Annotated in this window: 18 protein-coding genes and 1 pseudogene; 11 read left to right on the top strand and 8 right to left on the bottom strand. The window is 53.0% G+C overall.

Annotation, left to right across the window (positions count from 1 at the left end; translation table 11 throughout):
• Positions 1-8 precede the first annotated feature (8 nt).
• Positions 9-1,703, bottom strand: a complete 1,695-nt coding sequence (gene kdpA / locus ATI02_RS25885; RefSeq protein WP_100847755.1) for a potassium-transporting ATPase subunit KdpA — start codon at positions 1,701-1,703, stop codon at positions 9-11.
• A gap of 8 nt (positions 1,704-1,711) precedes the next feature.
• The gene (kdpF, locus tag ATI02_RS25880; RefSeq protein ID WP_007899818.1) at positions 1,712-1,801 is read right to left on the bottom strand and encodes a K(+)-transporting ATPase subunit F; all 90 of its coding nucleotides are present in this window, start codon (positions 1,799-1,801) and stop codon (positions 1,712-1,714) included.
• A gap of 400 nt (positions 1,802-2,201) precedes the next feature.
• On the opposite strand from kdpF, the gene eat reads away from it, so the two are divergent.
• The 3 genes from eat (at position 2,202) to ATI02_RS25865 (ending at position 4,556) form a co-directional block, all read left to right on the top strand.
• Positions 2,202-3,566 carry an ethanolamine permease gene (eat, locus tag ATI02_RS25875; protein WP_100847754.1) on the top strand — a complete coding sequence of 455 codons (1,365 nt, stop codon included), beginning with the start codon at positions 2,202-2,204 and terminating at the stop codon, positions 3,564-3,566.
• A gap of 128 nt (positions 3,567-3,694) precedes the next feature.
• Positions 3,695-3,862: a DUF2897 family protein gene (locus tag ATI02_RS25870; RefSeq protein ID WP_100847753.1), complete on the top strand. Its 168-nt coding sequence runs from the start codon at positions 3,695-3,697 to the stop codon at positions 3,860-3,862.
• A gap of 136 nt (positions 3,863-3,998) precedes the next feature.
• On the top strand, positions 3,999-4,556 hold the full coding sequence (locus ATI02_RS25865) for a TetR/AcrR family transcriptional regulator (protein ID WP_100847752.1): 558 nt from the start codon (positions 3,999-4,001) through the stop codon (positions 4,554-4,556).
• Here ATI02_RS25865 and fabF read toward each other — a convergent pair.
• The 4 genes and pseudogenes from fabF to ATI02_RS25845 all read right to left on the bottom strand — a co-directional run.
• Positions 4,553-5,827: a beta-ketoacyl-ACP synthase II gene (fabF, locus tag ATI02_RS25860; RefSeq protein WP_100847751.1), complete on the bottom strand. Its 1,275-nt coding sequence runs from the start codon at positions 5,825-5,827 to the stop codon at positions 4,553-4,555. The genes ATI02_RS25865 and fabF overlap by 4 nt on opposite strands.
• A gap of 32 nt (positions 5,828-5,859) precedes the next feature.
• Positions 5,860-6,654, bottom strand: a complete 795-nt coding sequence (locus tag ATI02_RS25855; protein WP_100847750.1) for an SDR family NAD(P)-dependent oxidoreductase — start codon at positions 6,652-6,654, stop codon at positions 5,860-5,862.
• Between the two features lie 210 nt (positions 6,655-6,864).
• The gene (locus tag ATI02_RS25850; RefSeq protein ID WP_100847749.1) at positions 6,865-7,200 is read right to left on the bottom strand and encodes a ComEA family DNA-binding protein; all 336 of its coding nucleotides are present in this window, start codon (positions 7,198-7,200) and stop codon (positions 6,865-6,867) included.
• A 110-nt stretch (positions 7,201-7,310) separates the two neighbouring features.
• Positions 7,311-7,558, bottom strand: a pseudogene (locus ATI02_RS25845) (polysaccharide biosynthesis protein); the annotation flags it as partial.
• Between the two features lie 416 nt (positions 7,559-7,974).
• On the opposite strand from ATI02_RS25845, the gene ATI02_RS25840 reads away from it, so the two are divergent.
• Positions 7,975-8,913, top strand: a complete 939-nt coding sequence (locus tag ATI02_RS25840; protein WP_100847748.1) for a UDP-N-acetylglucosamine epimerase PgnE — start codon at positions 7,975-7,977, stop codon at positions 8,911-8,913.
• Positions 8,914-9,329: 416 nt separating this feature from the next.
• Here the strand turns inward: ATI02_RS25840 and ATI02_RS25835 are convergent, their stop codons facing one another.
• Positions 9,330-11,324 (bottom strand): polysaccharide biosynthesis protein, encoded by a 1,995-nt coding sequence (locus ATI02_RS25835; RefSeq protein WP_100847747.1) that lies wholly within the window; start codon positions 11,322-11,324, stop codon positions 9,330-9,332.
• Between the two features lie 1,296 nt (positions 11,325-12,620).
• On the opposite strand from ATI02_RS25835, the gene ATI02_RS25830 reads away from it, so the two are divergent.
• From ATI02_RS25830 to ATI02_RS25800, 7 genes are all read left to right on the top strand, one after another.
• Complete coding sequence (locus ATI02_RS25830) at positions 12,621-13,469, top strand: ABC transporter permease (protein WP_100848501.1); 849 nt, start codon at positions 12,621-12,623, stop codon at positions 13,467-13,469.
• Complete coding sequence (locus tag ATI02_RS25825) at positions 13,459-14,781, top strand: ABC transporter ATP-binding protein (protein ID WP_100847746.1); 1,323 nt, start codon at positions 13,459-13,461, stop codon at positions 14,779-14,781. The genes ATI02_RS25830 and ATI02_RS25825 overlap by 11 nt, the downstream gene beginning before the upstream one ends.
• 11 nt (positions 14,782-14,792) lie before the next feature.
• A complete protein-coding gene (locus ATI02_RS25820) occupies positions 14,793-15,911 on the top strand; it encodes a class I SAM-dependent methyltransferase (RefSeq protein WP_100847745.1) in 1,119 nt (372 codons plus the stop codon).
• Positions 15,911-17,956 carry a glycosyltransferase gene (locus ATI02_RS25815; RefSeq protein WP_100847744.1) on the top strand — a complete coding sequence of 682 codons (2,046 nt, stop codon included), beginning with the start codon at positions 15,911-15,913 and terminating at the stop codon, positions 17,954-17,956. Before ATI02_RS25820 ends, ATI02_RS25815 begins: the two co-directional genes overlap by 1 nt.
• Before the next feature lie 168 nt (positions 17,957-18,124).
• Positions 18,125-19,420: a hypothetical protein gene (locus ATI02_RS25810; protein ID WP_238156296.1), complete on the top strand. Its 1,296-nt coding sequence runs from the start codon at positions 18,125-18,127 to the stop codon at positions 19,418-19,420.
• Positions 19,421-19,463: 43 nt separating this feature from the next.
• Complete coding sequence (locus tag ATI02_RS25805; protein WP_100847743.1) at positions 19,464-20,660, top strand: glycosyltransferase; 1,197 nt, start codon at positions 19,464-19,466, stop codon at positions 20,658-20,660.
• The gene (locus tag ATI02_RS25800) at positions 20,657-22,690 is read left to right on the top strand and encodes an HAD family hydrolase (protein ID WP_100847742.1); all 2,034 of its coding nucleotides are present in this window, start codon (positions 20,657-20,659) and stop codon (positions 22,688-22,690) included. The genes ATI02_RS25805 and ATI02_RS25800 overlap by 4 nt, the downstream gene beginning before the upstream one ends.
• 253 nt (positions 22,691-22,943) lie before the next feature.
• Here ATI02_RS25800 and ATI02_RS25795 read toward each other — a convergent pair whose 3' ends face one another.
• The gene (locus ATI02_RS25795; protein ID WP_157815150.1) at positions 22,944-24,638 is read right to left on the bottom strand and encodes an acyltransferase family protein; all 1,695 of its coding nucleotides are present in this window, start codon (positions 24,636-24,638) and stop codon (positions 22,944-22,946) included.
• Positions 24,639-24,876: the final 238 nt, after the last annotated feature.

The raw sequence follows: 24,876 nt of genomic DNA, 5'->3' as shown, positions 1-24,876 counted from the left end.
TTCAGTCCTCAGAAGCCCATGCTCAGGTGTTCGGCAATCGGGCCGAGCGCCAGAGTCGGCAAGAAGGTCAGGCCGCCCACCAGCAAAATGGTCACGGTCAACAGGGTCACGAACAGCGGGCCATGGGTCGGGAAGCTGTTCTGGCCGATCGGTGCGGTTTTCTTCATCGCCAGGCTACCGGCCAATGCCAGCACCGGGAGGATGTAACCGAAGCGACCGATCAACATGCCCAGACCGAGCATCAGGTTGTGGAACGGCGTGTTCGCACTCAGACCACCGAACGCCGAACCGTTGTTGGCGCTGGCCGAGGTGTAGGCGTACAGCAACTGACTGAAACCGTGCGGGCCAGGGTTGCTGATGGTCGCCGCAGGGCCTGGCAAAGTCGCAGCAATCGCGCCAAGTACCAGTACGCCAATCGGCATCACCAGCAGGGTCACCACGAGCAATTGCACTTCCCGCGCCTGCAATTTCTTGCCGAGGTATTCCGGTGTGCGGCCGATCATCAGACCGGCGAGGAACACCGCGATCAACACGTTGAGCAACATGCCGTAGAGCCCCGCGCCGACGCCGCCGAAGATCACTTCGCCGACCATCATGTTGACCAGCGCGACCATGCCGCTGAGCGGGTTGAGGCTGTCATGCATGCCATTGACCGAGCCGTTCGAAGCCGCCGTCGTCGTCACCGACCACAACACCGTGGCGGTGGTGCCGAAGCGTGCTTCCTTGCCTTCCAGCGGTGCGGTCTGTTCGACGGCGGCGTTGTTCAGGGCTGGGTTGGGTTGGTACTCGGCCCACAGCGAAGTCGCGCCGCCAATCAGGAACAGCGCCAACATGCAGGCGATGATCGCGCGGCTCTGGCGCAGGTCTTTGACGTAGTGGCCAAAGGTGAACACCAACGCCGCCGGGATCAGGATGATTGAGGCGACTTCGAACAGGTTGCTCCACGCGCTCGGGTTCTCGAACGGGTGCGCGGAGTTCACGCCGAAGAAGCCACCACCGTTGGTGCCCAGTTGCTTGATCGCAATCTGGCTGGCGGCCGGGCCGAGCGGGATCACTTGATCAACGCCTTGCATGGTCACCGCATTCACATACTGCGCGAAGGTTTGCGGCACGCCCTGCCAGACCAGATACAGCGCCAGCAACAAGCACAGCGGCAGCAGGCCGTAGAGGGTGGCGCGGGTCATGTCGACCCAGAAGTTGCCGAGTGTCTGGGCGGATTTGCGGCCGATGCCGCGGCACAGCGCAACCAGGACGGCGAGGCCGGTGGCGGCACTGACGAAGTTCTGCACGGTGAGGCCGACCATCTGGCTCAGGTAGCTGAGGGTCGCTTCACCGCTGTAGGACTGCCAGTTGGTGTTGGTCATGAAACTGACCGCGGTGTTGAACGCCTGCGTCCACTCCTGACCCGGCAGGTTTTGCGGGTTCAGCGGCAGGTGATCCTGGAACAACAGGATAGAGAACAGCAGCAGGAAACCGGCAAGGTTGAACGCCAGCAGGGCCAGCGCGTATTTCTGCCAACTCTGTTCGGCTTGCGCATCAACCCCGGCGATGCGATAGCAACCGCGCTCGACCGGGCCAAGAATCGGCGTCAACCAGGTGCGCTGGCCTTCCATCACTTTGTAGTAGAAGCGCCCGAGGAACGGCGCCGGCAACAGAACCACCGCGAAAAACGCGAGGATCAGCCAATAGTCATAACTGTGCATAGCCGCTCCTAGTTCCGATCCGCGCGCAACAGCGCAACCAACAGATAAATGAACAGCCCCACTGCCAGTAGCAGTGACACCCCGTCCAGAACGCTCATGGAAGATCTCCGTGTTACGGCGTATTGCCGCGTGTGGAGGCATTGTCGGAAAGGAGGCTGTAAAGGAACGAGAGCGAGGGTGTTGGCTGGACATAAAGAAAGCGTAAAGAGTGGGTTTATGCGGGCGTTACAGGTGGTTTTTGCGCTGTGCGGGCGGGCCTCTTCGCGAGCAGGCTCGCTCCCACAATTTGAAATGCATTCCCCTGTGGGAGCGAGCCTGCTCGCGAAGACGGCATAACCGCCAGCATCGCACCCAACTGGCGCACAAAAAGCGGCAATCCCCCCGCGAACATCCTCGATACGACAGCTTTCAACTTATTACGACTTGTTTCACAGCGATGGCACGCACACTGCAAACGCCCTCCTCCCGAGCTTTCCAAACCGTTCAGGGAGCAACCGCATGAACACACAACTCAAACCCACACTGGGCACGCTGCACCTGTGGGGCATTGCCGTGGGGCTGGTGATTTCCGGGGAATACTTCGGCTGGAGTTATGGCTGGGGTGTGGCCGGAACGCTGGGTTTTCTGGTGACCTCGTTCATGGTCGCCACCATGTACACCTGTTTTATCTTCAGCTTCACCGAACTGACCACCGCGATTCCCCACGCGGGCGGGCCGTTCGCCTATAGCCGTCGAGCATTTGGTGAAAAAGGCGGATTGATCGCCGGGCTGGCGACACTGATCGAATTTGTCTTCGCCCCACCCGCCATTGCCTTGGCCATCGGCGCTTACCTGAATGTGCAATTTCCGGCACTTGATCCGAAACACGCGGCAGTCGGCGCGTACATCGTGTTCATGGGCCTGAACATTCTTGGCGTGAAGCTGGCGGCAACCTTCGAGCTGATCGTCTGCGTGCTCGCCGTCGCCGAACTGCTGGTGTTCATGGGCGTGGTCGCACCCGCGTTCAGCTTCAGTAACTTCGCGCTCAATGGCTGGGCCGGTTCGGATGTGTTCGGGGCACCGGCCATTGCCGGGATGTTTGCCGCGATCCCGTTCGCCATCTGGTTCTTCCTCGCCATCGAAGGCGCGGCCATGGCCGCCGAAGAAGCCAAAGATCCGAAACGCACGATTCCGAAGGCTTACATCAGCGGCATCCTGACTCTGGTGTTACTGGCGATGGGCGTGATGTTCTTCGCCGGCGGCGTCGGCGACTGGCGCACCCTGGCCAACATCAACGATCCACTGCCGCAAGCGATGAAAACCGTGGTCGGCGACAACTCCGGCTGGCTGCATATGCTGGTATGGATTGGCCTGTTCGGGCTGGTGGCGAGTTTCCACGGAATCATTCTTGGCTATTCACGCCAGTTCTTCGCCCTCGCCCGCGCCGGTTATCTGCCCGCATCGCTGGCGAAACTGTCGCGCTTCCAGACGCCGCACCGGGCAATCATCGCCGGCGGCATCATCGGCATCGCTGCGATCTACAGCGATGGCCTGATCAACCTCGGCGGCATGACCCTCACGGCGGCGATGATCACCATGGCGGTGTTCGGCGCGATCGTGATGTACATCATGAGCATGCTCAGCCTGTTCAAGCTGCGTAAATCCGAGCCGAATCTGGAACGTACTTTTCGCGCACCGTGCTATCCGCTGATACCGCTGATTGCACTGGTGCTGGCAGTGGTTTGTCTGGTAGCCATGGCTTGGTTCAACACCTTGATCGGGCTGATTTTCCTCGGCTTCATGGCGGTGGGTTTCGGCTACTTCCTGCTCACCGGGCAACTTCGCGCCAACGCGCCGGCTGATGCGATGCTGACCGGGCATTGAGAGACTTCGGTGCGCCAGGCATAACGGGCCTAGAATGGAACCACTGCGAAGTCATTTCGCTCAAAAGTGGTATGCAGCATCGCACGGCGAAATCCTCGCCCGTCGATCTGCCATTAAGGAGAGCCGTTATGCCCTGGTATGCCTGGTTGATTCTGGTTGTTGCAATCGGCTCGATCGTTGGCGGATTGATGATGTTGCGAGACACCGCCAACAAGGTCGAACTGACCGATGAAGAACGCAAGCGCGTTGCACAACGCAATGCCGAAGCGGACGCCAAGGAAGCGCAAGACCGCTGAACCAAACCCCGCCCAACCGGCGGGGTTTGTGTTTTTTCGACGCTTTGGACTTATCTGCGTGTTTTTTAGAAGTAGAAGTACAGTCACCATCTAATTTTCAGTGGTTAAGATGGTGGCCTTGTCGCGGAGAGTCGAAATGCGTTACTCGCAGGATCACAAAGCCCAGACCCATCAGCGCATCATCAAGGAAGCTTCAGCACGGTTTCGCAAGGACGGGATTGGCGCGACAGGTTTGCAACCGTTGATGAAAGCGCTCGGGCTGACCCATGGCGGCTTTTATTCGCACTTCAAGTCCAAGGATGATCTGGTTGAAAAAGCCTTGCAGGAGGCCGGTGCGCAGGTCGCCGGGTTGTGCGCGGAAATCTTTGCTCAGGACAACTCGCTTGAGTTGTTCATTGACACCTATCTCTCCGAATGGCACCAGACCTCACCGGATGAAGGTTGCCCCCTGCTGACCATTTCTTCAGAGCTCGGCCTGCGCGGGCAGCCCAGCCCCACCAGCGACGCGGTGCTCAACGCGCGTCTTGAGCAGATCGAAAATACCCTTGAAGGTGACAACAGCGCCGACCGCGCCATCGTCATCATGTCGACGCTGGTCGGCGCTCTTTTGCTGTCACGCAGCGTCGCGGATGCCGGCTTTGCCCAGCGCATCCTCGACGTCACCCGCGACCATCTCAAGCGGTCCGAAGATTAAGCCTGCCAACGTTTGAACAGCACGCTGGCATTCACGCCGCCGAAACCGAAGCCGTTGGACAAGGCGTATTCGATCGGCATCGACCGGGCCTGGCCGTGGACGATGTCCACGCCTTTACTGGCAGGATCGGGATTTTCGAAGTTAAGTGTCGGCGGTACCACCTGATCACGAATCGCCAACAACGTGAAAATCGCCTCGAGCCCGCCGGCAGCACCCAACAGATGTCCGGTCGCGGATTTGGTCGAAGTCACGGCGATTTTGTTCTGCGAGCCGAACACACTCTTGATGGCCGCCAGCTCGCCTAGATCGCCTACCGGCGTGGAAGTGGCGTGAGCGTTCAGGTGCTGCACCTGCTCCGGCGTGATACCGGCTTGAGCCAGAGCCAGTTCCATTGCTCGCCGCGCACCACTGCCGTCTTCAGGCCCGGCTGTCAGGTGATAGGCGTCGGCCGTAGTGCCGTAACCGACCAGTTCGGCCAAGGGTTGTGCGCCACGTGCCAAGGCGTGTTCCAGAGATTCGATCACCAATAGACCCGCGCCTTCGCCCATCACAAAACCGTCACGACCGCTGTCGAATGGACGTGAAGCACGTTCAGGTGTGTCGTTGTAGCCGCTGGACAGCGCCCGTGCCGCCGCAAACCCCGCCAGACTGACCCGATCGATTGCTGCCTCCGCCCCGCCGCACACCGCGATATCCGCTTCACCGGCGCGAATCAATCGCGTTGCATCACCAATGGCCTGAACCCCGGCAACGCAGGCAGTCACCGGTGCGCCCAACGGCCCTTTGAGACCATGCTGAATTGACACGTGCCCGGCCGCCAGATTGACCAGAAAGGAGGGAATGGTGAAGGGCGACAGTCGTCGGGGGCCGCGACTGTCAGTGGTACGTACTGCATCGGCAATCGCACCAAAGCCGCCGACACCGGAACCGATGATCGTCGCCGTACGCTCTTGATCTTTTGCCTCGGATGGATGCCATCCCGCCTGCTCCAGCGCCTGCCGAGCAGCCTCCATCGCGAACAGAATGAAACGATCCATCTTCTTCTGTTCTTTAGGCGGCGTGGCACGGTCAGGACCGAACCCCGCCTCGGCGTCCTCTTCCAGGGTTGGCACCGCACCACCAATTTTCGCGGGCAAATCAGCGACCACCGCATCCGGCAAGCTGCGCAATCCAGAACGCCCGGCCAGCAACCGCTGCCAAACGACTTCGACGTCGCTGCCCAAGGGTGATACCAGGCCCATGCCCGTGACGACTACTCGACGCTGATCCATATCGCGTGTACCTCTGACCGATTCAAAAGAACTTACTTGTAGCGACGGGCCGCCGAACTGCGGGACAGATTCGGTGCCATCACGAGACGCGCGGCGACATAAGCCTCCCACTCGCCGGCATCCGGCAACGAAGGGATGGTGATGAGTTCGCCCTGATCCAGACCTGCCAGCGCGGCATCGACCATCTCGCCGGCCTCCATCACCATGTCTGTCGGAATGCCGCTGGCATCGATCCCGGAACGTTCCCAGATTTCTGTGCGGGTCACGCCGGGCAACACTGCTTGCACCTTGACTCCGGTGCCGTCGAGTTCGGCATTCAGCGATTGAGTCAGGCTCAACACGTAAGCTTTGCTGGCGCTGTAAGTGGCATTGAAGCGCTCTGGAAATAGCGCCACCACCGAGGCGATGTTGATGATCGTGCCGCGACCGGCCTTGGCGAAACTGGCGGCCGCCGCCGAGGCCAGGCGAGTGACCGTGGTGATATTGAGCTGGATCAGACGCTCCAGGTTATCCAGATTGGCGTTGGCCAACAGACCGTCAGCCGCCACGCCGGCGTTGTTGACCAACAGGCTGAGGCTTGAATCACTGCGCAGGCGCTGTTCAAGTTTGAGCACGTCATCCTTTTGCGTCAGATCAGCTTTGAGCACTTTGACCTGAACACCGTGGGCGGCACGCAATTGACTCGCGGCACTCTCCAGTCGCTCCTGATCACGGGCGACCAACAACAAATCGAACCCGCGCGCTGCCAACCGCTCAGCGTAAATCGCACCGATACCGGACGAAGCGCCAGTGACCAGAGCCGTACCTTGGGACGCAACAGAATTCATGACCGTACTCCTGAAATGCTTGAGGGATCGCCTCTGAATCCTTTTGATGCAGAGCGCGTGGAAATTATTATAGGCATAATCCAAAGCAAATATGATAGCCGTAATTTTTTGCTATCCGACGAGCGTTCCCTTCGCCTTCCCTGCCAAACTCGCGAACAGAAAAACAAAAAGGCCGGTCAATGACCGGCCCCTTGGCGTTGAACAATCAGCTTAGTTCACTTCCAGCTTATCGCGATTGCGATCCAGGATTGCTTTGCCGATACCTTTTACTTCCAGCAATTCATCGATCGATGCGAATGGTCCGTTTGTTTCACGATACGCAACAATCGCCTTGGCCTTGGCCTCGCCTACGCCTGACAGTTCCTTTTGCAGAGTCGCCGAGTCGGCTTCGTTGAGATTGATTTTCGCAGTTTGGGAAGATGCCGCAGCGTCCATCACGATCGGCGCCTTCACTGGCTCCGATGGCGCGACGGGCGCTGCAATCGCAGCAATCGAGGCACTGGTGAGGAAGGCAAAAACCAAGGAGTAGAAGTAACCGGTACGCATAAGTGACGCTCCATCATCATTTGAGAAAGCAGCTTTTCCGAAGCTGCCTCTCAAAAGTAGGTCATGGTGGGGACAAGTCAAAAATGCGTGCGTTACAGGATGTGAAACAATCAGGGTTCGAGACGGCGCTGCTGGTAGATCCAGTCGACGATCTCACCGTCGGGGGGGTATAGCCGGAGACGGATTCTCGGAGGAGCTGGCGGACGCGGGAGTAATCATCTTGATCGACAGCGAACAGCAACTCCCTCAAGCGAACTTTGAGTACATCCCAAGGCAGATAGTCTTCATCGGCGCTCATGATCATCTGATGTTGGGCTGCCACGTCGACACCGATCAGCAACTCTTCATAGATTTTTTCCTGGGCGAAAAGCCTCGGACAGCGCCGACCAAAACACTATCATCCTGATCTCGACGTTGGCAGAGACATTAGCACCGTCGCACATGTCGAAATACCAAAACCTATCCCACTACATCGAGCGTTTTTAAAGGCATAGAGTGAGTAAGACGCTGCTCTACCAGCGCGTCAACACCGCACTGGCATCAATCCTTCTAAACCGGAGAAAACGAACGCAGAAAGACTGTTGAGCACAAACACAACTCGATTGCGTAGCGTCGTTATGGGACACTTACTCTCGCCGAGCATCAGGAAACCGTACAGACTTACACCATCCAAGATCCACTGCATCTGGCTCCGCTCGCAAAAACTGCGTATTTCAGGGCACAAATTGTGTTCACAGCACAACACCCCCGACATCATTCAATAGGTTTACCATCATGGCTAACGCCCCTATTTTAATCACCGGCGGCGCCGGTTTTATTGGCTCCCATCTGACCGATGCTTTGCTCGCCAAAGGCTACGCAGTGCGAATTCTCGATGACTTGTCCACCGGAAAACGCAGCAACCTGCCGCAAGAAAACCCATACGTCGAATTTGTCGAGGGCGATGTAGCCAATGCCGCTCTGGTTGCTCGGGTCATGATCGGTTGTCGGGCAGTTGTGCACTTAGCGGCAGTGGCTTCGGTCCAAGCCTCAGTAGACGATCCTGTACGCACCCACCAGAGTAACTTCATAGGTAGCTTGAACGTCTGCGAAGCTATGCGCCAAGCGGAAGTCAAACGCGTGGTATTTGCCTCCAGTGCAGCGGTTTACGGCAACAATGGAGAAGGACAGGCTATCGACGAGGAGACACCTAAGGCGCCGTTAACACCCTATGCCTCGGACAAACTGGCGAGCGAGTATTACTTCGACTTCTACCGACGCCAGCATGCTCTTGAGCCGGTGGTGTTCCGTTTTTTCAATATCTTTGGCCCACGCCAAGACCCTTCGTCACCGTACTCGGGGGTGATTAGTATTTTCAGCGAGCGGGCACATAAAGGTCTACCCATTACAGTCTTCGGCGACGGCGAACAAACCCGAGACTTTGTTTATGTGGAAGATTTAGTAAAGGTGTTGGTGCAAGCCATCGAAGCGCCGCAGGTCGAAGTGGGCGCAATCAACGTCGGAATGAATCAAGCCACCACACTCAATCAGATGCTGGAAACATTGGCCGAAGTAGTCGGAGAACTGCCACCAGTGAGCTATGGTTCAGCGCGCTCCGGAGATATTCGCCACTCGCGGGCAAATAACCAACGACTACTTGAAAGATTTCAGCTCCCCGAGCAGACACCGATGAAGGTTGGATTAGCCCGACTATTGGGCACAGAGACTAGTTGAATTCTTAAAGAATACTGACACCAGATCACGTAAAAACTTAGCTTCTGATGCTTTTCAAGGCAACGGCTCCACCTCTTCATATTTGCACGGTGACGATAAGGAGCGGGGACACCCTGCATCGCGCATGCAAATAAGCTGATATTCAGAAGTGGAAGATATAAAAAAGAGTGATTTGGTTGAATAGAGTCGCCTTGCACTCAGACAATGACGAAAATACCCTACATAATTCGATACTGGGTATTTTCTTTAATCATGACTGTTGCAGGGCGCCCATAAGATCCGCGCTCACTGAGTTCAAATAACAACTTTAGTTACTTGACCGACCTCAACTTTGTCGCGCCCCCCCCTTGAGCTTTAGCAACCCATCCATCGACGTAAAAAGCCCGCCGCCCTCAAGGTACGCCGTATATTTGGGGTCAGGGTTCGAGGCGACGCTGCTGGTAAATCCAGTCGACGATATCGCCATCTGGTGTGTAGCCACTGACTGTCTCGCGCAGCAATTGACGAACCCGGGAATAGTCATCCAGCTCAACGGCAGCAAGCAGCTCAGTCAGCCTAGCCTTGAGTACCTCCCAAGGCAGATGATCTTCATTGGCACTCATGATCATTGGATGCGGGGTTGCTGCCACGTTGTCACCAATAAGCAACTCTTCGTAAAGCTTTTCGCCTGGGCGCAGGCCGGTGAATTCGATTGAGATATCACCGTGAAGATTTTTTTCAGAGCGAACGCTTAAACCCGAAAGGTGAATCATCTTCTCCGCCAGCTCGACAATCTTAACCGGCTCGCCCATATCGAGCACAAACACGTCACCGCCCTGCCCCATCGATCCTGCCTGAATTACCAGTTGCGCCGCCTCGGGGATGGTCATGAAATAACGGGTGATTTTCGGATGGGTGACCGTCAACGGCCCACCCGATTTGATCTGCTTATGGAACAGAGGAATCACTGAGCCGGAAGAACCCAGCACATTGCCAAACCGGACCATAGTGAATCGGGTTTTATTTACCCGCGATACGTTAGCCTTATCGCCGAAAAATACCGGCGCAATCTCCCGACTCAGAGCCTGAAGGATCAATTCGGCCAGCCGCTTGGTGCTACCCATTACATTGGTGGGGCGCACCGCCTTGTCTGTGGAAATCAGTACAAAGTTCGCAACACTTGCCTGCAATGCAGCCTGAGCGGTATTGAGGGTCCCAATAACATTATTCAGCACGCCTTCGGCGATATTGTGTTCAACCATGGGAACGTGTTTGTACGCTGCTGCGTGATAGACCGTGTCCACATTCCAAGTCTTCATTACATCAAAGAGCTTATTGGGATTACGAATGGAACCCAAGATAGGCAATAACCGGACAGACAGTGATTCACGGGCAATACGCTGCTCAAGCTCGAACAAGATACTGTAAAGATTGAACTCACTGTGCTCGAACAACAAAAGCGTGGTCGGACCAATGGAAAAAATCTGCCGGCACAACTCCGAACCAATCGACCCACCGGCTCCTGTAACCATCACCGTCTTACCCTTGATACAGCGCGCCAGCAGATCGGGTTGCGCCGGAATAGAATCGCGCCCCAGTAAATCGGCGATATCAACCTCCTGGATGTCATCGACCGTCACCCGGCCACTCGCCAGATCGGTAAAATTCGGCACACTGCGAACGTGAAGCGGAAAGCCTTCCAGAAGATCGAGAATCTCCCGACGTCGCGCTCGAGTAGAAGACGGCAGGGCTAGAAGAATCTCCTCCGCCCCCGTCACATCAATCATTTGCTGAATATGCTTGGGCTTGTAAACCTGTAAGCCAGCAATCGAACGATCCATAATGCTTGTATCATCGTCAATGAAAGCGACAGGCCGCATAACCCGGCCCATACGCAGAGCAGCAACAAGTTGATTGCCCGCAACACCGGCTCCATAGATGGCCACCTTGGTCAGCCCATTGTCACGATTGGTGAACGGGACATGCTGGGCGGCGGTGAACCAGTCACCCATAAAATATTGGCGCATACAAAGACGCAGCCCGCCAATTATGACGAGGCTCAACCACCAGTAGTTGAAAATAATGGAACGTGGCACCACGGCTTCGTGATTGCTGTACCAATAGACAACGACCGCGAGGAGCAGTGATGAGAGGCTGACGGCCTTGATGATTGCAATCAACGCGTCATTACCAAAGTAACGCATAACCGCTCGGTACATACCGAAGCGGACAAAGAGAGGGACGGCCACCACTGGCGCGCACACGAAGAGCCAGAAATGGACCTTTAGGGGATTGTACATGTCGTCGATGCCCAGACGAACGATGAAGGCAAGCCATAGCGCAAACCAAACCAGCACCGTATCAGTGGCCACCTGTAACAATCTTTTTTGCCTACGAGGCAGACCCAGTAAAAAAACTCTAAATTTGTCCATAAGTATTTGACCTGCCAAGCCTGTCCCTTATCACTGGTTCTGATACGTCATTGTACATAAACACCTCCCCTCATCACCTTAAAACTGACGATAGAGACTGTCCAAAGATCAATGATCGCACACCATACGTATGCATGCCTGCGGGACACTCAACAACTAAGGCCGCTAGCAAAATTAATCCTTCGCCAAGCTGGCTCAGGCAGAGGATCACAAAACCACTTGCACGTCTATATGAGGAGCTTCGCCGACAACATGTTTGCGACACCCGCAATAGCAGATCAGCTCACGCTCGGGGCATTCGCGGATGGCCTTGATAAACAGCACGCCTACCGAAACGGCCTGCGCTTGCCGTGCCCAGCCGACGTGACGACCTCCTCATCGGCCTGTTCAGCAACAGGTATCAGCGATGCTTCGACCTCGCTAAAGAGCGCCATTTGGGGTGTTACCAATTCAGCGGCGCCCCCCATCTACAGCCGAACAAGTGCTGACGTAACAGCGTATTCTGCTCTTCGAGATCAGCGACCTTACGCTCAGTGCGAGGGCTATTGAAAAAACGACAAATGCCAGGTTGAACACGGCTGCTTCAAGTTTCCAGCTCAGCCAGGGCGACGAGACCGTCGACGGATTTTCGGAGGCCGACTGGCTTGAGGTAGAAACAAACCGTTTCACTGTGGCCCAGGCCGCGTGGCGAGGCGCTGCTTCCCTACAGAAAATCGGGTGCCCGCATCGAAGATCAGGCCTCGGTTTGAATGTGGCGGATCATGGACGGTTACGAATAATTTAGGGGTTATACGACTTAATTCGAGGGTGTTACACTTGCGTCCATACGTTTGGATTCTGTCGCCTCCAAGGGGCGAATGCAGCCTCCGGCAGTATCTTTTCAGAGAAAGCAAACCCTATCCAAGGCGCCAATCACTCTCTGCACCGACACTGGCAAGAGCTTTCTGGTGGATCCACTCAAATCATTTGCTACCCACGCCCCTTCAATCGCGAGATTTTAGCGCTTGTTGCGTAAAACAGGGGGACCCAGTTCCTCAGCGAGTGCTTATGGAGACCTACAACATTTTCCGCAGCAAAGCGTCATGCCCTGTCGGCGACCAATCCTTGAAAAAAAAATTGGCTCTGTGATTCGCTTATACTAAGCCGCGCTGGGATGCAAGGTGGCTCGCGATGTCGACCTGGCATTTGCAAGCAAACAATCAGATTGGTGTGCTGAACTCTGCACTGAAACTATGCACGCAGATTATTGACGCAGGCAGAGCAACCCCCCAAAGGATTCAAAAAGTGAGTGTATCGATGCAAAAGGCAACACCGGTCAACCCACATAGCAAGCATTCAGTTTCTCCGGTCACCTTGATTTCGTGTTTGTGGCGCAATCGTCGACTCATTCTGCAAATGACAAAGAGAGAGGTAATCGGACGGTATCGAGGGTCGATGCTGGGTTTGGCATGGTCTTTTTTTAACCCGGTACTGATGTTGTTGGTATACACCTTCTTTTTCGCAGTGGTGTTCAAATCGCGCTGGGGCACGGGCGGGACTGATAGCAAGACTGATTTCGCCGTTATATTATTCGTAGGCATGATCGTTCACGGTTTATTTTCAGAAATCTTGAATCGATCTCCAAGACTGATCCTGGACAATGCTAATTACGTCAAAAAAGTTGTATTCCCTATTGAAATACTTCCGGCTATCAGTATTGGCGTGGCACTTTTCCATGCGACAGTAAGTCTTGCTGTTCTACTGATCGCCTTCTTGATTTTCAACGGTTTTATTCAATGGACCGCTGTATTTATACCATTGGTAATATTGCCACTCATCATACTCTCGCTAGGGGCGGCCTGGTTTCTCGCTTCACTGGGCGTGTATTTACGCGACGTGGCTCAAACCATTGGTCTTTTCACTACCGTGCTCATGTTTCTTTCCCCAGTTTTCTACCCTGCCACATCATTGCCTGAGGCCGTACGTCCATGGTTGATGATCAACCCGCTCACCTTCATTATTGAGCAAGCACGGGAAGTGATGATATGGGGGAGACTCCCAAACTTTCAGGGCTTGGCGGTTTACACACTCTGCGCAGTCAGCATTGCATGGCTAGGCTATATCTGGTTCCAGAAGACAAGAAAGGGGTTTGCTGATGTCCTCTAATGACTTGGCAATTTCGGTTGCGGGCGTATCAAAGATTTATCATCTTTATGAAAAACCACAAGACCGACTGAAGCAAATACTCTGGAAAGGCGCTACCAATCCCAGCGATGAGTTCTGGGCGCTGCGGGATATCAACTTTGATGTCAAGAAAGGGGAAACCGTCGGTATTGTGGGGCGCAACGGCTCTGGGAAATCCACACTGTTGCAGATCATCTGCGGGACGCTTACTCCTTCGCACGGTCACGTAGAGCGGCAAGGTCGTTTGTCAGCTTTGCTTGAACTCGGCTCTGGTTTCAACCCGGAGTTTACAGGGCGTGAAAACGTTTATCTGAGCGCGTCGATTCTTGGATTATCAAAAGAAGAAATTGATAATCGATTTGATAAAATTGCCGGCTTTGCTGACATCGGGCAGTTTATCGACAGCCCTGTAAAACACTACTCGAGCGGTATGTTTGCCAGGCTTGCATTCTCGGTATCTGTTCACGTTGAACCCGAAATATTGATCGTCGATGAAATTCTTGCAGTCGGTGATGCGGCATTCCAGCGACGTTGCCTGTCGAAATTTTACGAAATACGTGATCGGGGTTGTACTATCCTTTTTGTATCCCACGACCAGTATCAAGTTAAATCGGTGTGTGAACGAGCGCTGTACCTGAAAGAAGGCCGACAAGTCATGTTCGGGCCTGCACCTAGAGTCATTGATCAATACATGATCGAAATGGAGGCTCAGGTTGCTCAAAGTACCACTGCAGCATTTGCAGCCACACTCGCAGCAGCGGCCATCGATGAAAGTCACCAAACCTGCGACTCAGATGCCGACAAACAAAAAAGTGTCGCCCTTAAAGCGACTCCAAGTGATAACGAATCTGCGGATCAGCTGTTTAAAATTACGGATGTACGCCTGACAGATACTGAGGGCACGGCACTGGAAACCGTGACAACCGGGCAATCTGTAAGTGTGTGTTTCGATTTCGTCGCACTGGTTGACACACCGCCGGAAGAGATCAGTTTCGTCTTCAATCTCTACAGACATGATGAACTGTATCTCTGTGGTGCTACCACACTGATGGACAAAATCCCGGCCTACCGCTCCTCGAGCGCAGGAACTGTATCGATTGACTTTGCAGATCTGCCTCTGCTGAGCGGTCAGTACAAGTGGCGGGTAGCGATTAACGACAATGTTGGATTCATTACTTACGCAGAAGCAAAAAATGCGTGTTCATTCCGTGTTGAAGATAACTTCAAGGCGGTTGGCATGCTGAGCCTTCCGCGGCAGTGGAATTTTCAACCAAACGATCTCAACAGTATTTGAATAGGCCACAAATGGAACGGTTAGATATCAACTCTGCTCCAGAGAGAGCGAACATAGAAGCGTCAATCCATTTCGCAAGATACTCGGTTGCCACGCCCTTTGTTAAAAACAAGCGAGTCCTGGATATCGCCTGTGGCGAGGGTTATGGCAGTTACCTCTTAAAGCAGGCTGGAGCCGAAGAAGTCGTCGGCGTAGATGTGTTCGTCGATGCAGTGAATCGCGCTACTCGTTCGTTTGGTGGTACTGGGATCGAGTTTACTGCGGCTGACGCGACAACCATCGAAGACAAGTTTCCGCCCGAATATTTTGACGTAATCGTTTCGTGTGAAACAATTGAGCACATTGAAGATCCGGCAGCCTATTTACAATCACTGAAACGCGTCGCAAAGAAAGACGCGATCATTATCATTAGTTGCCCAAATGACTATTGGTATTTCCCGGAAGAACATCAGCGCAACCCGTACCACTTGCGCAAATACCGATTCGAAGAGTTTCAACATCTCGCCAGCAGCGTACTGGGAGACAACGTTAACTGGAGCATAGGCACCGCGGTCTTTGGATTCGGCTCAACGTCGCTAGATATCGAGCGAGACTATGAAACTGTCCCTGATAGCTGGATGAAATACAACTCAGTCCAAGGTGCATACCTTGTAAATGGTGGTGAAAAACCGGAATTTAATACTGAGAACTGCAGCTATTATTTCGGCATCTGGAATGCACCTGAAATCACTAATGGTGCTGCTATTTTCCCGATTAGTATGGACGCGTATGCGCGCATGGTTCATGCAATGGATGGCACATTGCTTGTGGACGAACGATTGAAGGTGGACACTCTCCATCAGGGTTTGACAGCCCTTCAAATGGAAGCTGATACGCTTAAGGCGGACTTGAGAAAAACACGTCTTAACTATCAGGCAACGCTGGCGGAAAACGAACTGGTAAAAGAAAGATTGCATGTGTTCAATTCCACTCAGCTTGCGCTTCAGGCCGAAGTGGCAAGAGTGACCGCAGAACGTGATCAAATGCGAGTCGGTTATGACCGTTATCTCCGTTTGGGTGGACTGGTTCCTCGCCATGCTCGATCGCTGATAAAAAAGGCCTTCAGAATTGTTCGCGGGAACCCTAACTAATGAAAGTTCTAGGGCTGGATATCATCCCGGGGCTTTCGCGCGGGCTCTACGTTTATGACAATGCGCACGCGCTTCTGGCGTCTGATGCCTGGCGGGAGACGGGGCCGAACATCGGCAGTAGTGGCGAGAACCTAACGATCTCTTTCCTTTCGATGAACCGCTCGTCGCTATCGATCAAGCTGCTCAAGTCCATTGAAGAGTTCTTGCCGCATTTCGCCGGTGAAGTGCTGATCATCGATAACGGCTCTTCGGCAGAAGAAATCGAGCGGATGCGCGAGGCGTGCAAAACGCTATCTTTCCGCACCCGTATTGTTGAGCTTGGGCAAAATTTCGGTGTTTCAGGCGGCCGTAATAGAACCATTCCACACGTCACGACGGAATGGCTGATGTGTCTGGACAACGATATCTACTTCACGATGAATCCGCTAAAGCAGATTCAGAATGATCTAGCAGTTCTTGGCTGTCATTTCATGAGCCTTCCCTTGCTGGACCCAGATGGTCAAACAATCTTCGCCAGGGGCGGTCACGTTTATGTGTCCTATGAGGAGGGCGAACTTCATATCGGTGCAGGAAGCGCATCCCTGCAGACAAAAATACAGGACGTTTTCAGTCAGCCGTTCCTCGGGACTTTCCTGTTTGGTGGTGCTTGCGTCGTTAACAAGGACACGTTCGCTCGTGTCGGTAGTTATGACGAGGATATGTTTGTTGGCTTCGAGGATATCGATTTTTCGGTACGCCTGTTCCAGCAGGGCTACAAAGTCGGTTGCGCATCGGTATGCGCTTTGGTGCATGACCACCCGATGCCTGATTCAGACGCTGATCGCAACTATGAAAAAGAACGTTTTTCTCGCGGTGTTCTTCACAAGTCTGCGATGCATCTTGAGGCAAAACACGGTTTCAAGATCTGGGGTGATGCGGTAGACCACTGGGTCCAGTCACGGCACGATGAACTGGGGCTCAACAATGAAGCCGATCACATTTCCGCTCCCGTAAAGGTGGTATCGGCAGAGCATGAAAAGACGAAAATCGCACTGATCATCGATACGGATAACTGGGCGTTTGGAAATATCGCCCGGCAACTGGAACGCTATTTGAGTGAGCAGTTTGATTTCGTTGTGATACCGATGGATATCATCGATAACATCGACAAAATATTCATGATGACCGAAGACTGTGACATCGTGCACTTCTTCTGGAGAGAACATTTAACACTCATTGGCACGCCGTATTACAGAAGTTATGTTGAAAGCCTTGGCATGCCATATGAGCTGTTCCATGAGCGCTTTATTGCCACTAAAAAGCTCAGCACAAGTGTTTACGACCACCTGCTTCTGGAAGAAGACGAACTCAGTGGCCGCGCCCATCTTTTTACCGAGATAGTCGCAGGCTACACCGTAGGCTCTGAAAAGTTAAACAGCATTTATTCCGAAGTAAGCGGCTATCCCGAACCCACCCGAGTAATCGAGGATGGTGTCGACCTGACAAAATTCATGCCCATGAATATTGAACGCCTTCGAGAAGTCGGTCAGCGTGAGCTCGTCATTGGCTGGGTTGGAAACAGTAAGTGGGCGGCAGAGCTCGAAGACTTCAAAGGCGTGAATTCGATCCTCAAGCCAGCAATTGAGCAACTTCAACAAGAAGGTTTTGCTGTAAAAAGCCTGTTCGCTGACCGACAGGATCAATTCATTCCCCATGACCAGATGCCTAACTACTACTCAAAGATCGACGTCTATGTATGTACGTCGAAGATAGAAGGTACGCCTAACCCGGTTCTGGAATCGATGGCCTGCGGGGTACCGGTTATCAGTACTGATGTCGGCATCGTGCCGCAGGCTTTCGGTGAGTTGCAGAAAGCCTTTATCTTGCCTGAGAGAACGGTTGAAGCGCTCAAGGACAGTATCCGCAAGCTCGTCGAAGAGCCTGCGTTGCTGACTCGGCTTTCAACAGAAAACATTGAAAGAATCAAAGAGTGGGACTGGTCTATAAAGGCTGCGAAGTTTGGTCAGTACTTTGAAAGCCTTACAGAGATCGACAGCCGTACTTGAAAGCGGGGATGCCGCAGGCTCGGATCAGCCTGCGGCATGCAAAACGGTTTGAGCGTAGGTTGGCGCAGTCATTCCAGTACCGCAGTCTACCGGATGAACCTGCCTTACCCGCTATCACACCCCTCAAAACGCTAATCGACATCGATCCCACTACACGGAATATATGCAGTGAAAAAACCTCCATCGGCGACGAGTGACATCAGAGGAGCTAGCTTTGAAGGAAAATCTGATTCGTTCGAACTTTTCGGAGAAATGGCAGACACGCTCCTGTATTGGGTGAGCGAACTGCATCGCAAACTCATCGAGAACGGCGTCAAGCAGGTATTCTTTCTCTCCAGAGAGGGACAACCGCTCAAGCAAATGTTCGACTGCTACTGCGTTCGCGTGGGTGTCCCGATTCAGAGCCGTTATCTGGAGGTTTCTCGCAGATCAACGCTGCTGCCTTCTCTGAATGCGTTGAGCGAAGAGCGGTTCGAAACGCTTTTCAGGCAATATCGGCGAATGTCGCTGCTGGAGTTTCTCTCGAGCCTTGGGCTGGATGAGTTCTGTACAGAGCTGTCGACCTTGCTGGGCCTGACGACTGAACAGTCGAATCAAAGACAGGAGGACTTTCCCGAAAGCGACCTCTTCTCCCGACTTAAGGCGTTGCCGCGATTCATTGCGGTATATGACGAGCAACGGCTGAGTCGTCGAAAGGCATTTGGGCAGTATCTTTCGACCCTCTCGGAAGGTGATGCTCCCGAAAACCTTGTGGTCGTGGATGTCGGCTGGAAGGGCACGATTCAGGACAACCTTTACGCACTGTTGTGCAAGGGAGCGGCATCGCCAGTCAAATCAGTTACGGGATACTACATCGGGCTTATTGCACCAGGGGCGGCAGGTTCTGCGAACGCCAAGCACGGCCTTCTATTTTCGTCCATTGCAGGCCGTACATCGCGGTTTCATGTCTTTAATGAAAATCGCGCCCTGTTCGAAATTCTTTTGGCAGCAGATCATGGTTCAGCGGCCAGCTACCAAATAGACACTAATGGTAGGGCTAGTGCCGTCCATGACACGTTCCATGAGCAAGAGATGCTGGAGGCTCTGGTGTTTCCTGTTCAGCGTCATATCTTCGCTCGTTACAACCAGTTGCTGGAAGCCATGACACTGCAAGCCGGTACGCAGTCGCTACGTCTTGAGCAAATCGCTCGCAGACACGCGCGCTTGGTTTTCCAACCTTCACAGTCCGAGATCGACTGGTTTTCTTCAGTATTTCATGTTGAAAACTACGGTGTGTTTGAGCGCTCTTTCTTTACCGGTGCGCACAAGGTCCCGAGCTTTTCTGATAGGTTGAAGTTCATGCTCACCGTCCTGAGGCGCAACGGACGAGGATTGCTTGGGTTCTGGCCATGGAAGAAGCTCGATGAGCGGGTTGGCCGCCCAATAGCCAACTTATATGGATTAATCCGCTATTTTCAGAAGTAATCATAAATTGAACGATAGAAGAATTTGTTTTCTCGTAGGCTCGATGGCTATTAGCGGTGGCACATACGTCATCATTCAACATGCCAGCTACCTGCGTAATCATGGATATGACGTAACGCTGGCGGTTCAGGAACCTTTTTCGGCGGCGACGCTTTCCTGGCACGACGAAGCGCCGAAGCTCCGTTGCCTGCCCATAGAAGAAGCCAAGCAAGAGTCTTTCGACCTGGTTATCGCCACATGGTGGAAAACTGCTTTTGAACTTGGCAATTTCGACGCCAGAAGGTATGCGTATTTCGTACAGTCGATCGAGTCCAGGTTTTATCCTGAATCGGAAGGGCCATTGCGTGCTTTGGTTGACGCTACCTACCACTTCCCAATCGAATACGTGACTGAAGCTACGTGGATCCAGCATTACCTGAAAGACGATTTCAATCGGGATACCACTCTGGTACGCAACGGTGTTCGCAAGGATGTGTACTCACAAAAGGGTGTCGCAAGCGCTCCTCGCCCTACTGATGCGCAACCCAGAATTCTGGTAGAGGGACATTTTGGTGTCTCATTCAAAAATACGGCCTTGGGTGTTCGATTAGCCAGAGAGGCCGGTGCGAAAGACATCTGGGTACTGACGGGCTCCCCCATCAAGTGGCTTCCCGGGGTCTCGCGGGTGTTTTCCCGGGTGCCCATGGTCAAGACTGCCGAAATTTATCGCTCTTGCGATATTTTGATCAAGCTCAGTACGGTTGAAGGAATGTTTGGTCCGCCGCTTGAGCTGTTTCACTGTGGCGGCACCGCTGTAGTTTTTGATGTTTCCGGACATGACGAATATATCGTTAATGGAAAAAATGCGGTCGTTGTCTCCACTGGCGACACTGACGGCGTCGTCAAAGCCCTAAAAAAACTCATATGCGACCGTGCGGAGCTTTCTCGGCTTCAGGAAGGGGCGCGCCAGACGGCCGACATTTGGCCTTCCTGGCATGAATCTTCGGCTCTTTTCTGCGAATGGGTAGAGAAGAGTTTGGAAGGTCCGCTCATGGAAAAATCTGTTTTTACAGAGCTGACTGTAAAAGCGTTCAACGAGTACTCCGTTCAGGAAAAGCAGCGTCTCAATTCAAATCGCTGGGTCGTTCGCCGTCATAAACTCAGTGGACTTGCCGCCAAACTCCCCGCATGGCTCAAGCTTCGGATCAAACAGCTGGAAGCAGTGGGTGAAGTGATTTTTGGTGGGCGAGAAGTACGATGATCTACAAAATCAAGACGGTTGATGTCTGGGACACCTTGCTTAGAAGAGATTGCCACCCTGAATGCATCAAGCTGGCGACTGCTGCTCATGTATTTTTCGAGCTGTTTGGTCACTTCAAACCGCTGTACACGGGCTACTGGGATATCTATAAGGCACGGGTGGATACAGAAGCCCGTCTTGCGCGGACAGCTCGAGAAGCAAACAAGGACGAAGAGTACGAAATCGTTCACGTATTCAAGGAATGGCTGGAGACAATTCTGCTCTCTCCCTTCGATGAGAGTCTGCCCCAGCGCTTTGCCGACTATGAGCTTTCAGTAGAAGTGCGCCGTACTTTCCAGGATCCGGATATCGAAGAATTTCTCAAGCAGCACTCTGCCGAAAGAACGATATTCCTCTCTGATTTCTACATGACCTCTGACATGCTCAAACACTTGCTCGAGCAGAAGGGGCTCAGTCATCTCTTTGAGGATGGCTTGAGTTCGTGTGACGTGGGCTTGAATAAGCGTTCAGGAACGCTGTTCAAGCATGTGCACGAGGTCTATGGGATCACTCCTCACGAACATGTGCATGTAGGCGATCATCCTTGGTCGGATGTAGAGTCCCCGGCGCAGCTGGGCGTTACCGGCATTTCATTCGTGCCGGATAAATCTCACGCGGCCAGGGAAGAGCGAGAGAGCCTGTTTGCTTCGCGTGAGGCGCTGTTCCAGCATCTTCGACAGCTCAGTATCCAAGCAGTGGAGTCGTCAATACCCGCGCGGCAAAAGACCGAAGCGGCAGCGTTTCGTTTCGGAGCAGAGGCCGCTCCACTGTTCTTGGGCTTTGTCTTGTGGATTGCCGAGCAGGCGGTCGCTGAGCGTCTGGATCGAGTCTTTTTTCTTACCCGAGAAGGCGAATTTTTTCGCCGTATATACGAAATTGTCTTTCCAGATCAGACGCTTTTTGGGCATCAATTGCCAGCATATGCGGAGCTTGAGGTCAGTCGACTTTCTACGTTCGTCGCTTCAATGGAAGAAGTCTCGAATGACGAGTTCAATCGTATTTGGCGCCTGAACCGCTCGCAAAAGGTTTCCGGGTTGTTTTCCACGCTGGGTCTGGAACACGCGGACTTTGCTGACCTTTTATCTGAGGTTGGGCTAGAGGCCTCGGACGTTATTGAGCGCCCTGATGAAAACGAGTTATTAAGCAAGCTGATCCGGGCGCCGGAATTCACGGCTGCCGTAAACAAAAAGACACTGGAACAACGTGAGCTATTGAACGAATACCTTACAGAAAAAGGTATTTCCCAGAACGACAAAGTCGGCCTGGTTGATATTGGCTGGCGCGGGACAATCCAGGACAATCTTGCGCGGATAAAGCCCGCGACACACTTTCACGGAATGTATCTCGGTCTGCGAAAGATGCTAAATCCCCAAGCGTCGAATGTTTCAAAGCGTGCCTACGGTGCTGATGAGCTGGCTGATGCTGATACAGGCAAGCTGTTTGAAGCGTTTGCTGTACTTGAAATGCTGTGCACATCAAACATGGGCAGCACCGAGAAGTACGTAAGGTCGCAAGGCAAGGTTACTGCGTATCGCAACGTCTCAGCTGAGGAAAACAGTTCCCACAGTGAATTTTCGGTTCACTTCCAAGAGGGCGTCGCACTGGCTGCCCAAATATGGGGACCCTACCTGGAGCGTTACGTGGTGGGCTCCGCAGAACTGCGTGCGTCGGCTGTGCATGTCTGGAAAAAACTCAGTGTCAATCCGGATGCTGACTTGGCAAAGATCTTCATCCATACACCTCAACACGACGTTTTTGGCTTCGGTGATATCTTCCAGAAGAATCAGGCTCCGGCACTATCAACGATCTTTCTTTCCCCATTCAGTAGCACTTCGCGTCGACAGGTGATGGACTACATCCGTCGAGTTCAATGGACCTCCGGAATCAAGCATCTCAATGGAATTGGTCCCGTGCACAAAACCGTGCTTATTGCACTCTTCACGGTGGCCAACGCAGTCAAACGTTATCGGATGAAATCTCGCAGGCAGTAGCTTGCCTCCGACTTTGGCGTCGATTCGCAGCATGCAGGCTCCTGATGAAAATCGGGAACGCAGCATCAGGTTTCAACTGTATGCGGTCTAAACGCCAACTTCTGAGAAGCTATGCGCTCCACGAACCCCACATTTTAACGTGGTAATCATTGGGTGCTTACAAGGGAACTCATCACCGTCTTGGCTGACCGGTTAAGGTGAGCGACATACGCAGACAGGTTTCCGAAAGAGCTAATCTGTCCTGAACGTCCAATCACTTGACGCTTTCACGTTCGTTCTCTTGGCGCAAAGATCGCTCCGCCGGGGATGGCATGGCGTACTTTTTCTTGAGGGTAAAGAATGGCTTCTCAATAATCCCGTAAGTCAGCATAGAGAAGATCACGATGGCAGGAACCGTTAGAAAGGCAGTCTGCGCTAGGACATCAGCCAACCCACCGGGTGCCTGCCCAATGCGAACGAACTGGGAATTAGTGAATGGAATCACGACGTAGTGCATGCAATACATAGAGAAGCTAAGCTGACCTAAGCGCGCTAGGCTTACATTGATAGCTTCCGGGATCCGAATTCGTGCATGCGAGTAGCTGACGATCAGGGTAGCCCACATCACCGCCTCGATGGATGGCCAAAACGCCATCAGCCAGGACTGGTCAATTCCGATCAATCCTTTCTGCCCGCAGAAAATACTCATTACAATCGCGGAGCCTGCGATTGCAGCAACAAGCCACGCAGTCGACACCTTGCTCTCTGCCAAGTATCGCTTGGTCAAATAAGCAGCAGTCATACCAATAACGAACTGATCAATGCGGCCTAGCAATGTTATATAAGCCACATTGGTCACTGACCCCATCTTCACCCACATGAGATACTTGAAAAATATAGTGAGCGCGACAAGACCTAAAATGTATCTCGGGCCAAATCTATCCAAGAATAAAACTAGAAAAGGAAATATTAGATAGAACTGAAATTCTACTGCAATTGTCCAGAGATGACCAAATAATGGAAGCTTTACGTCCTGCAAGGCATTTACAAATGGAAAAAACAAGCTGAGTGCCTGCGTAAATGAGTAGTCAAGTCGCCATCCGCACAGCACTATCAGGACGCAAAGTATATACAGCGGATAGATCCGTATAACTCTATTTTTTATAAAGTCAAAATAATTTATTTCTTTTCCTGAAGCAATTTTCGTGAGCAGATAACCGCTAAGTACCATGAAGAGCCCAACACCCATATGCCCTTGTTCGACGAGCCCCAAAAGAGGGTTATAGGTGCTATGACCAAGACCAAAGTTATCGGTAAAACAGTGATAAAAAATCACCATTGCTGCGGCCAAAAAACGGAGATGGTCAAGGCGTGAGTCATACTTTAGGTTCTTGGAGCCGACAGGCCGATCCACCACTATCGAGAGAGCGCCATCAACGCGGAGAAAGCGGTGGGTGATGAGCATCATAAAAGCCAGCAGTGTAAAAAAAACAACCGCCACGAACGGAACGAATATACCCTTGGATTTTAGCAGCAGTTCATGACCAGAGATTGATACCTTCGATTCAGACTTACTATAAAGATCGACTGTACTTTTCGCTTCGCCGATTTTTATTGATGCATGCCCCGACCAATCGGTTTTGACAAACTCAAGGCCTGGACTGTTAGAAGGCACTTCTAAAGTAAGAGGGCCATATGGAGGAATGTAGGAAACCAGCCTGTTTTCGCGGGTCTCCCATCCGGCAGGCACTGTGCCATCCATGTACTGAGGCCTTTCAATCCACACCTCTGCCCCCTTTGAATCGGCAGATTTCGCTCCTATTGCCTGTAATTCGATTATGGAGGTTTGGACTCCGAACAAAGTCACCACAATAAACGGTAATAATTTTGAGGTTAACAGGTAGGCAATAGGCATCGATAGGAAGAGTGCCCACAAGCTGCGCTCTCCGATAGGAACGTGTTTTTGCACGATAGGTGACCAGTCCGTTATGTTTTTTCGTCAGCGCACATGATAGCACTGGACCACTAGTTTTTTCGCTGGAGAAAACCAATGCCCACCACATCGCAGCAACTGCTCCAGATCCTCCCGAGCGAGCGCCCGCCCAGTTGCCGGCCTTTTTGTACCTGTGCGGTAGGGTTCCTACCAAATCATCGGTTCACTGTAAATCGCCGAGCTCAATACCCCTAAACTCCAGAATCAGCGACAC

The organism is Pseudomonas baetica, from assembly GCF_002813455.1.
Taxonomy (GTDB): domain Bacteria; phylum Pseudomonadota; class Gammaproteobacteria; order Pseudomonadales; family Pseudomonadaceae; genus Aquipseudomonas; species Aquipseudomonas baetica.
The sequence above is the reverse complement of the archived record's forward strand: the minus strand, read 5'-3'. Positions and strand labels throughout refer to the sequence as shown.

What these genes read in the sequence shown, in the direction of transcription:
- kdpA (WP_100847755.1), bottom strand. Translation starts at nt 1,703, where the DNA reads ATGCACAGTTATGACTATTGGCTGATCCTCGCGTTTTTCGCGGTGGTT.
- kdpF (WP_007899818.1), bottom strand. Translation starts at nt 1,801, where the DNA reads ATGAGCGTTCTGGACGGGGTGTCACTGCTACTGGCAGTGGGGCTGTTC.
- eat (WP_100847754.1), top strand. Translation starts at nt 2,202, where the DNA reads ATGAACACACAACTCAAACCCACACTGGGCACGCTGCACCTGTGGGGC.
- ATI02_RS25870 (WP_100847753.1), top strand. Translation starts at nt 3,695, where the DNA reads ATGCCCTGGTATGCCTGGTTGATTCTGGTTGTTGCAATCGGCTCGATC.
- ATI02_RS25865 (WP_100847752.1), top strand. Translation starts at nt 3,999, where the DNA reads ATGCGTTACTCGCAGGATCACAAAGCCCAGACCCATCAGCGCATCATC.
- fabF (WP_100847751.1), bottom strand. Translation starts at nt 5,827, where the DNA reads ATGGATCAGCGTCGAGTAGTCGTCACGGGCATGGGCCTGGTATCACCC.
- ATI02_RS25855 (WP_100847750.1), bottom strand. Translation starts at nt 6,654, where the DNA reads ATGAATTCTGTTGCGTCCCAAGGTACGGCTCTGGTCACTGGCGCTTCG.
- ATI02_RS25850 (WP_100847749.1), bottom strand. Translation starts at nt 7,200, where the DNA reads ATGCGTACCGGTTACTTCTACTCCTTGGTTTTTGCCTTCCTCACCAGT.
- ATI02_RS25840 (WP_100847748.1), top strand. Translation starts at nt 7,975, where the DNA reads ATGGCTAACGCCCCTATTTTAATCACCGGCGGCGCCGGTTTTATTGGC.
- ATI02_RS25835 (WP_100847747.1), bottom strand. Translation starts at nt 11,324, where the DNA reads ATGGACAAATTTAGAGTTTTTTTACTGGGTCTGCCTCGTAGGCAAAAA.
- ATI02_RS25830 (WP_100848501.1), top strand. Translation starts at nt 12,621, where the DNA reads ATGCAAAAGGCAACACCGGTCAACCCACATAGCAAGCATTCAGTTTCT.
- ATI02_RS25825 (WP_100847746.1), top strand. Translation starts at nt 13,459, where the DNA reads ATGTCCTCTAATGACTTGGCAATTTCGGTTGCGGGCGTATCAAAGATT.
- ATI02_RS25820 (WP_100847745.1), top strand. Translation starts at nt 14,793, where the DNA reads ATGGAACGGTTAGATATCAACTCTGCTCCAGAGAGAGCGAACATAGAA.
- ATI02_RS25815 (WP_100847744.1), top strand. Translation starts at nt 15,911, where the DNA reads ATGAAAGTTCTAGGGCTGGATATCATCCCGGGGCTTTCGCGCGGGCTC.
- ATI02_RS25805 (WP_100847743.1), top strand. Translation starts at nt 19,464, where the DNA reads ATGGCTATTAGCGGTGGCACATACGTCATCATTCAACATGCCAGCTAC.
- ATI02_RS25800 (WP_100847742.1), top strand. Translation starts at nt 20,657, where the DNA reads ATGATCTACAAAATCAAGACGGTTGATGTCTGGGACACCTTGCTTAGA.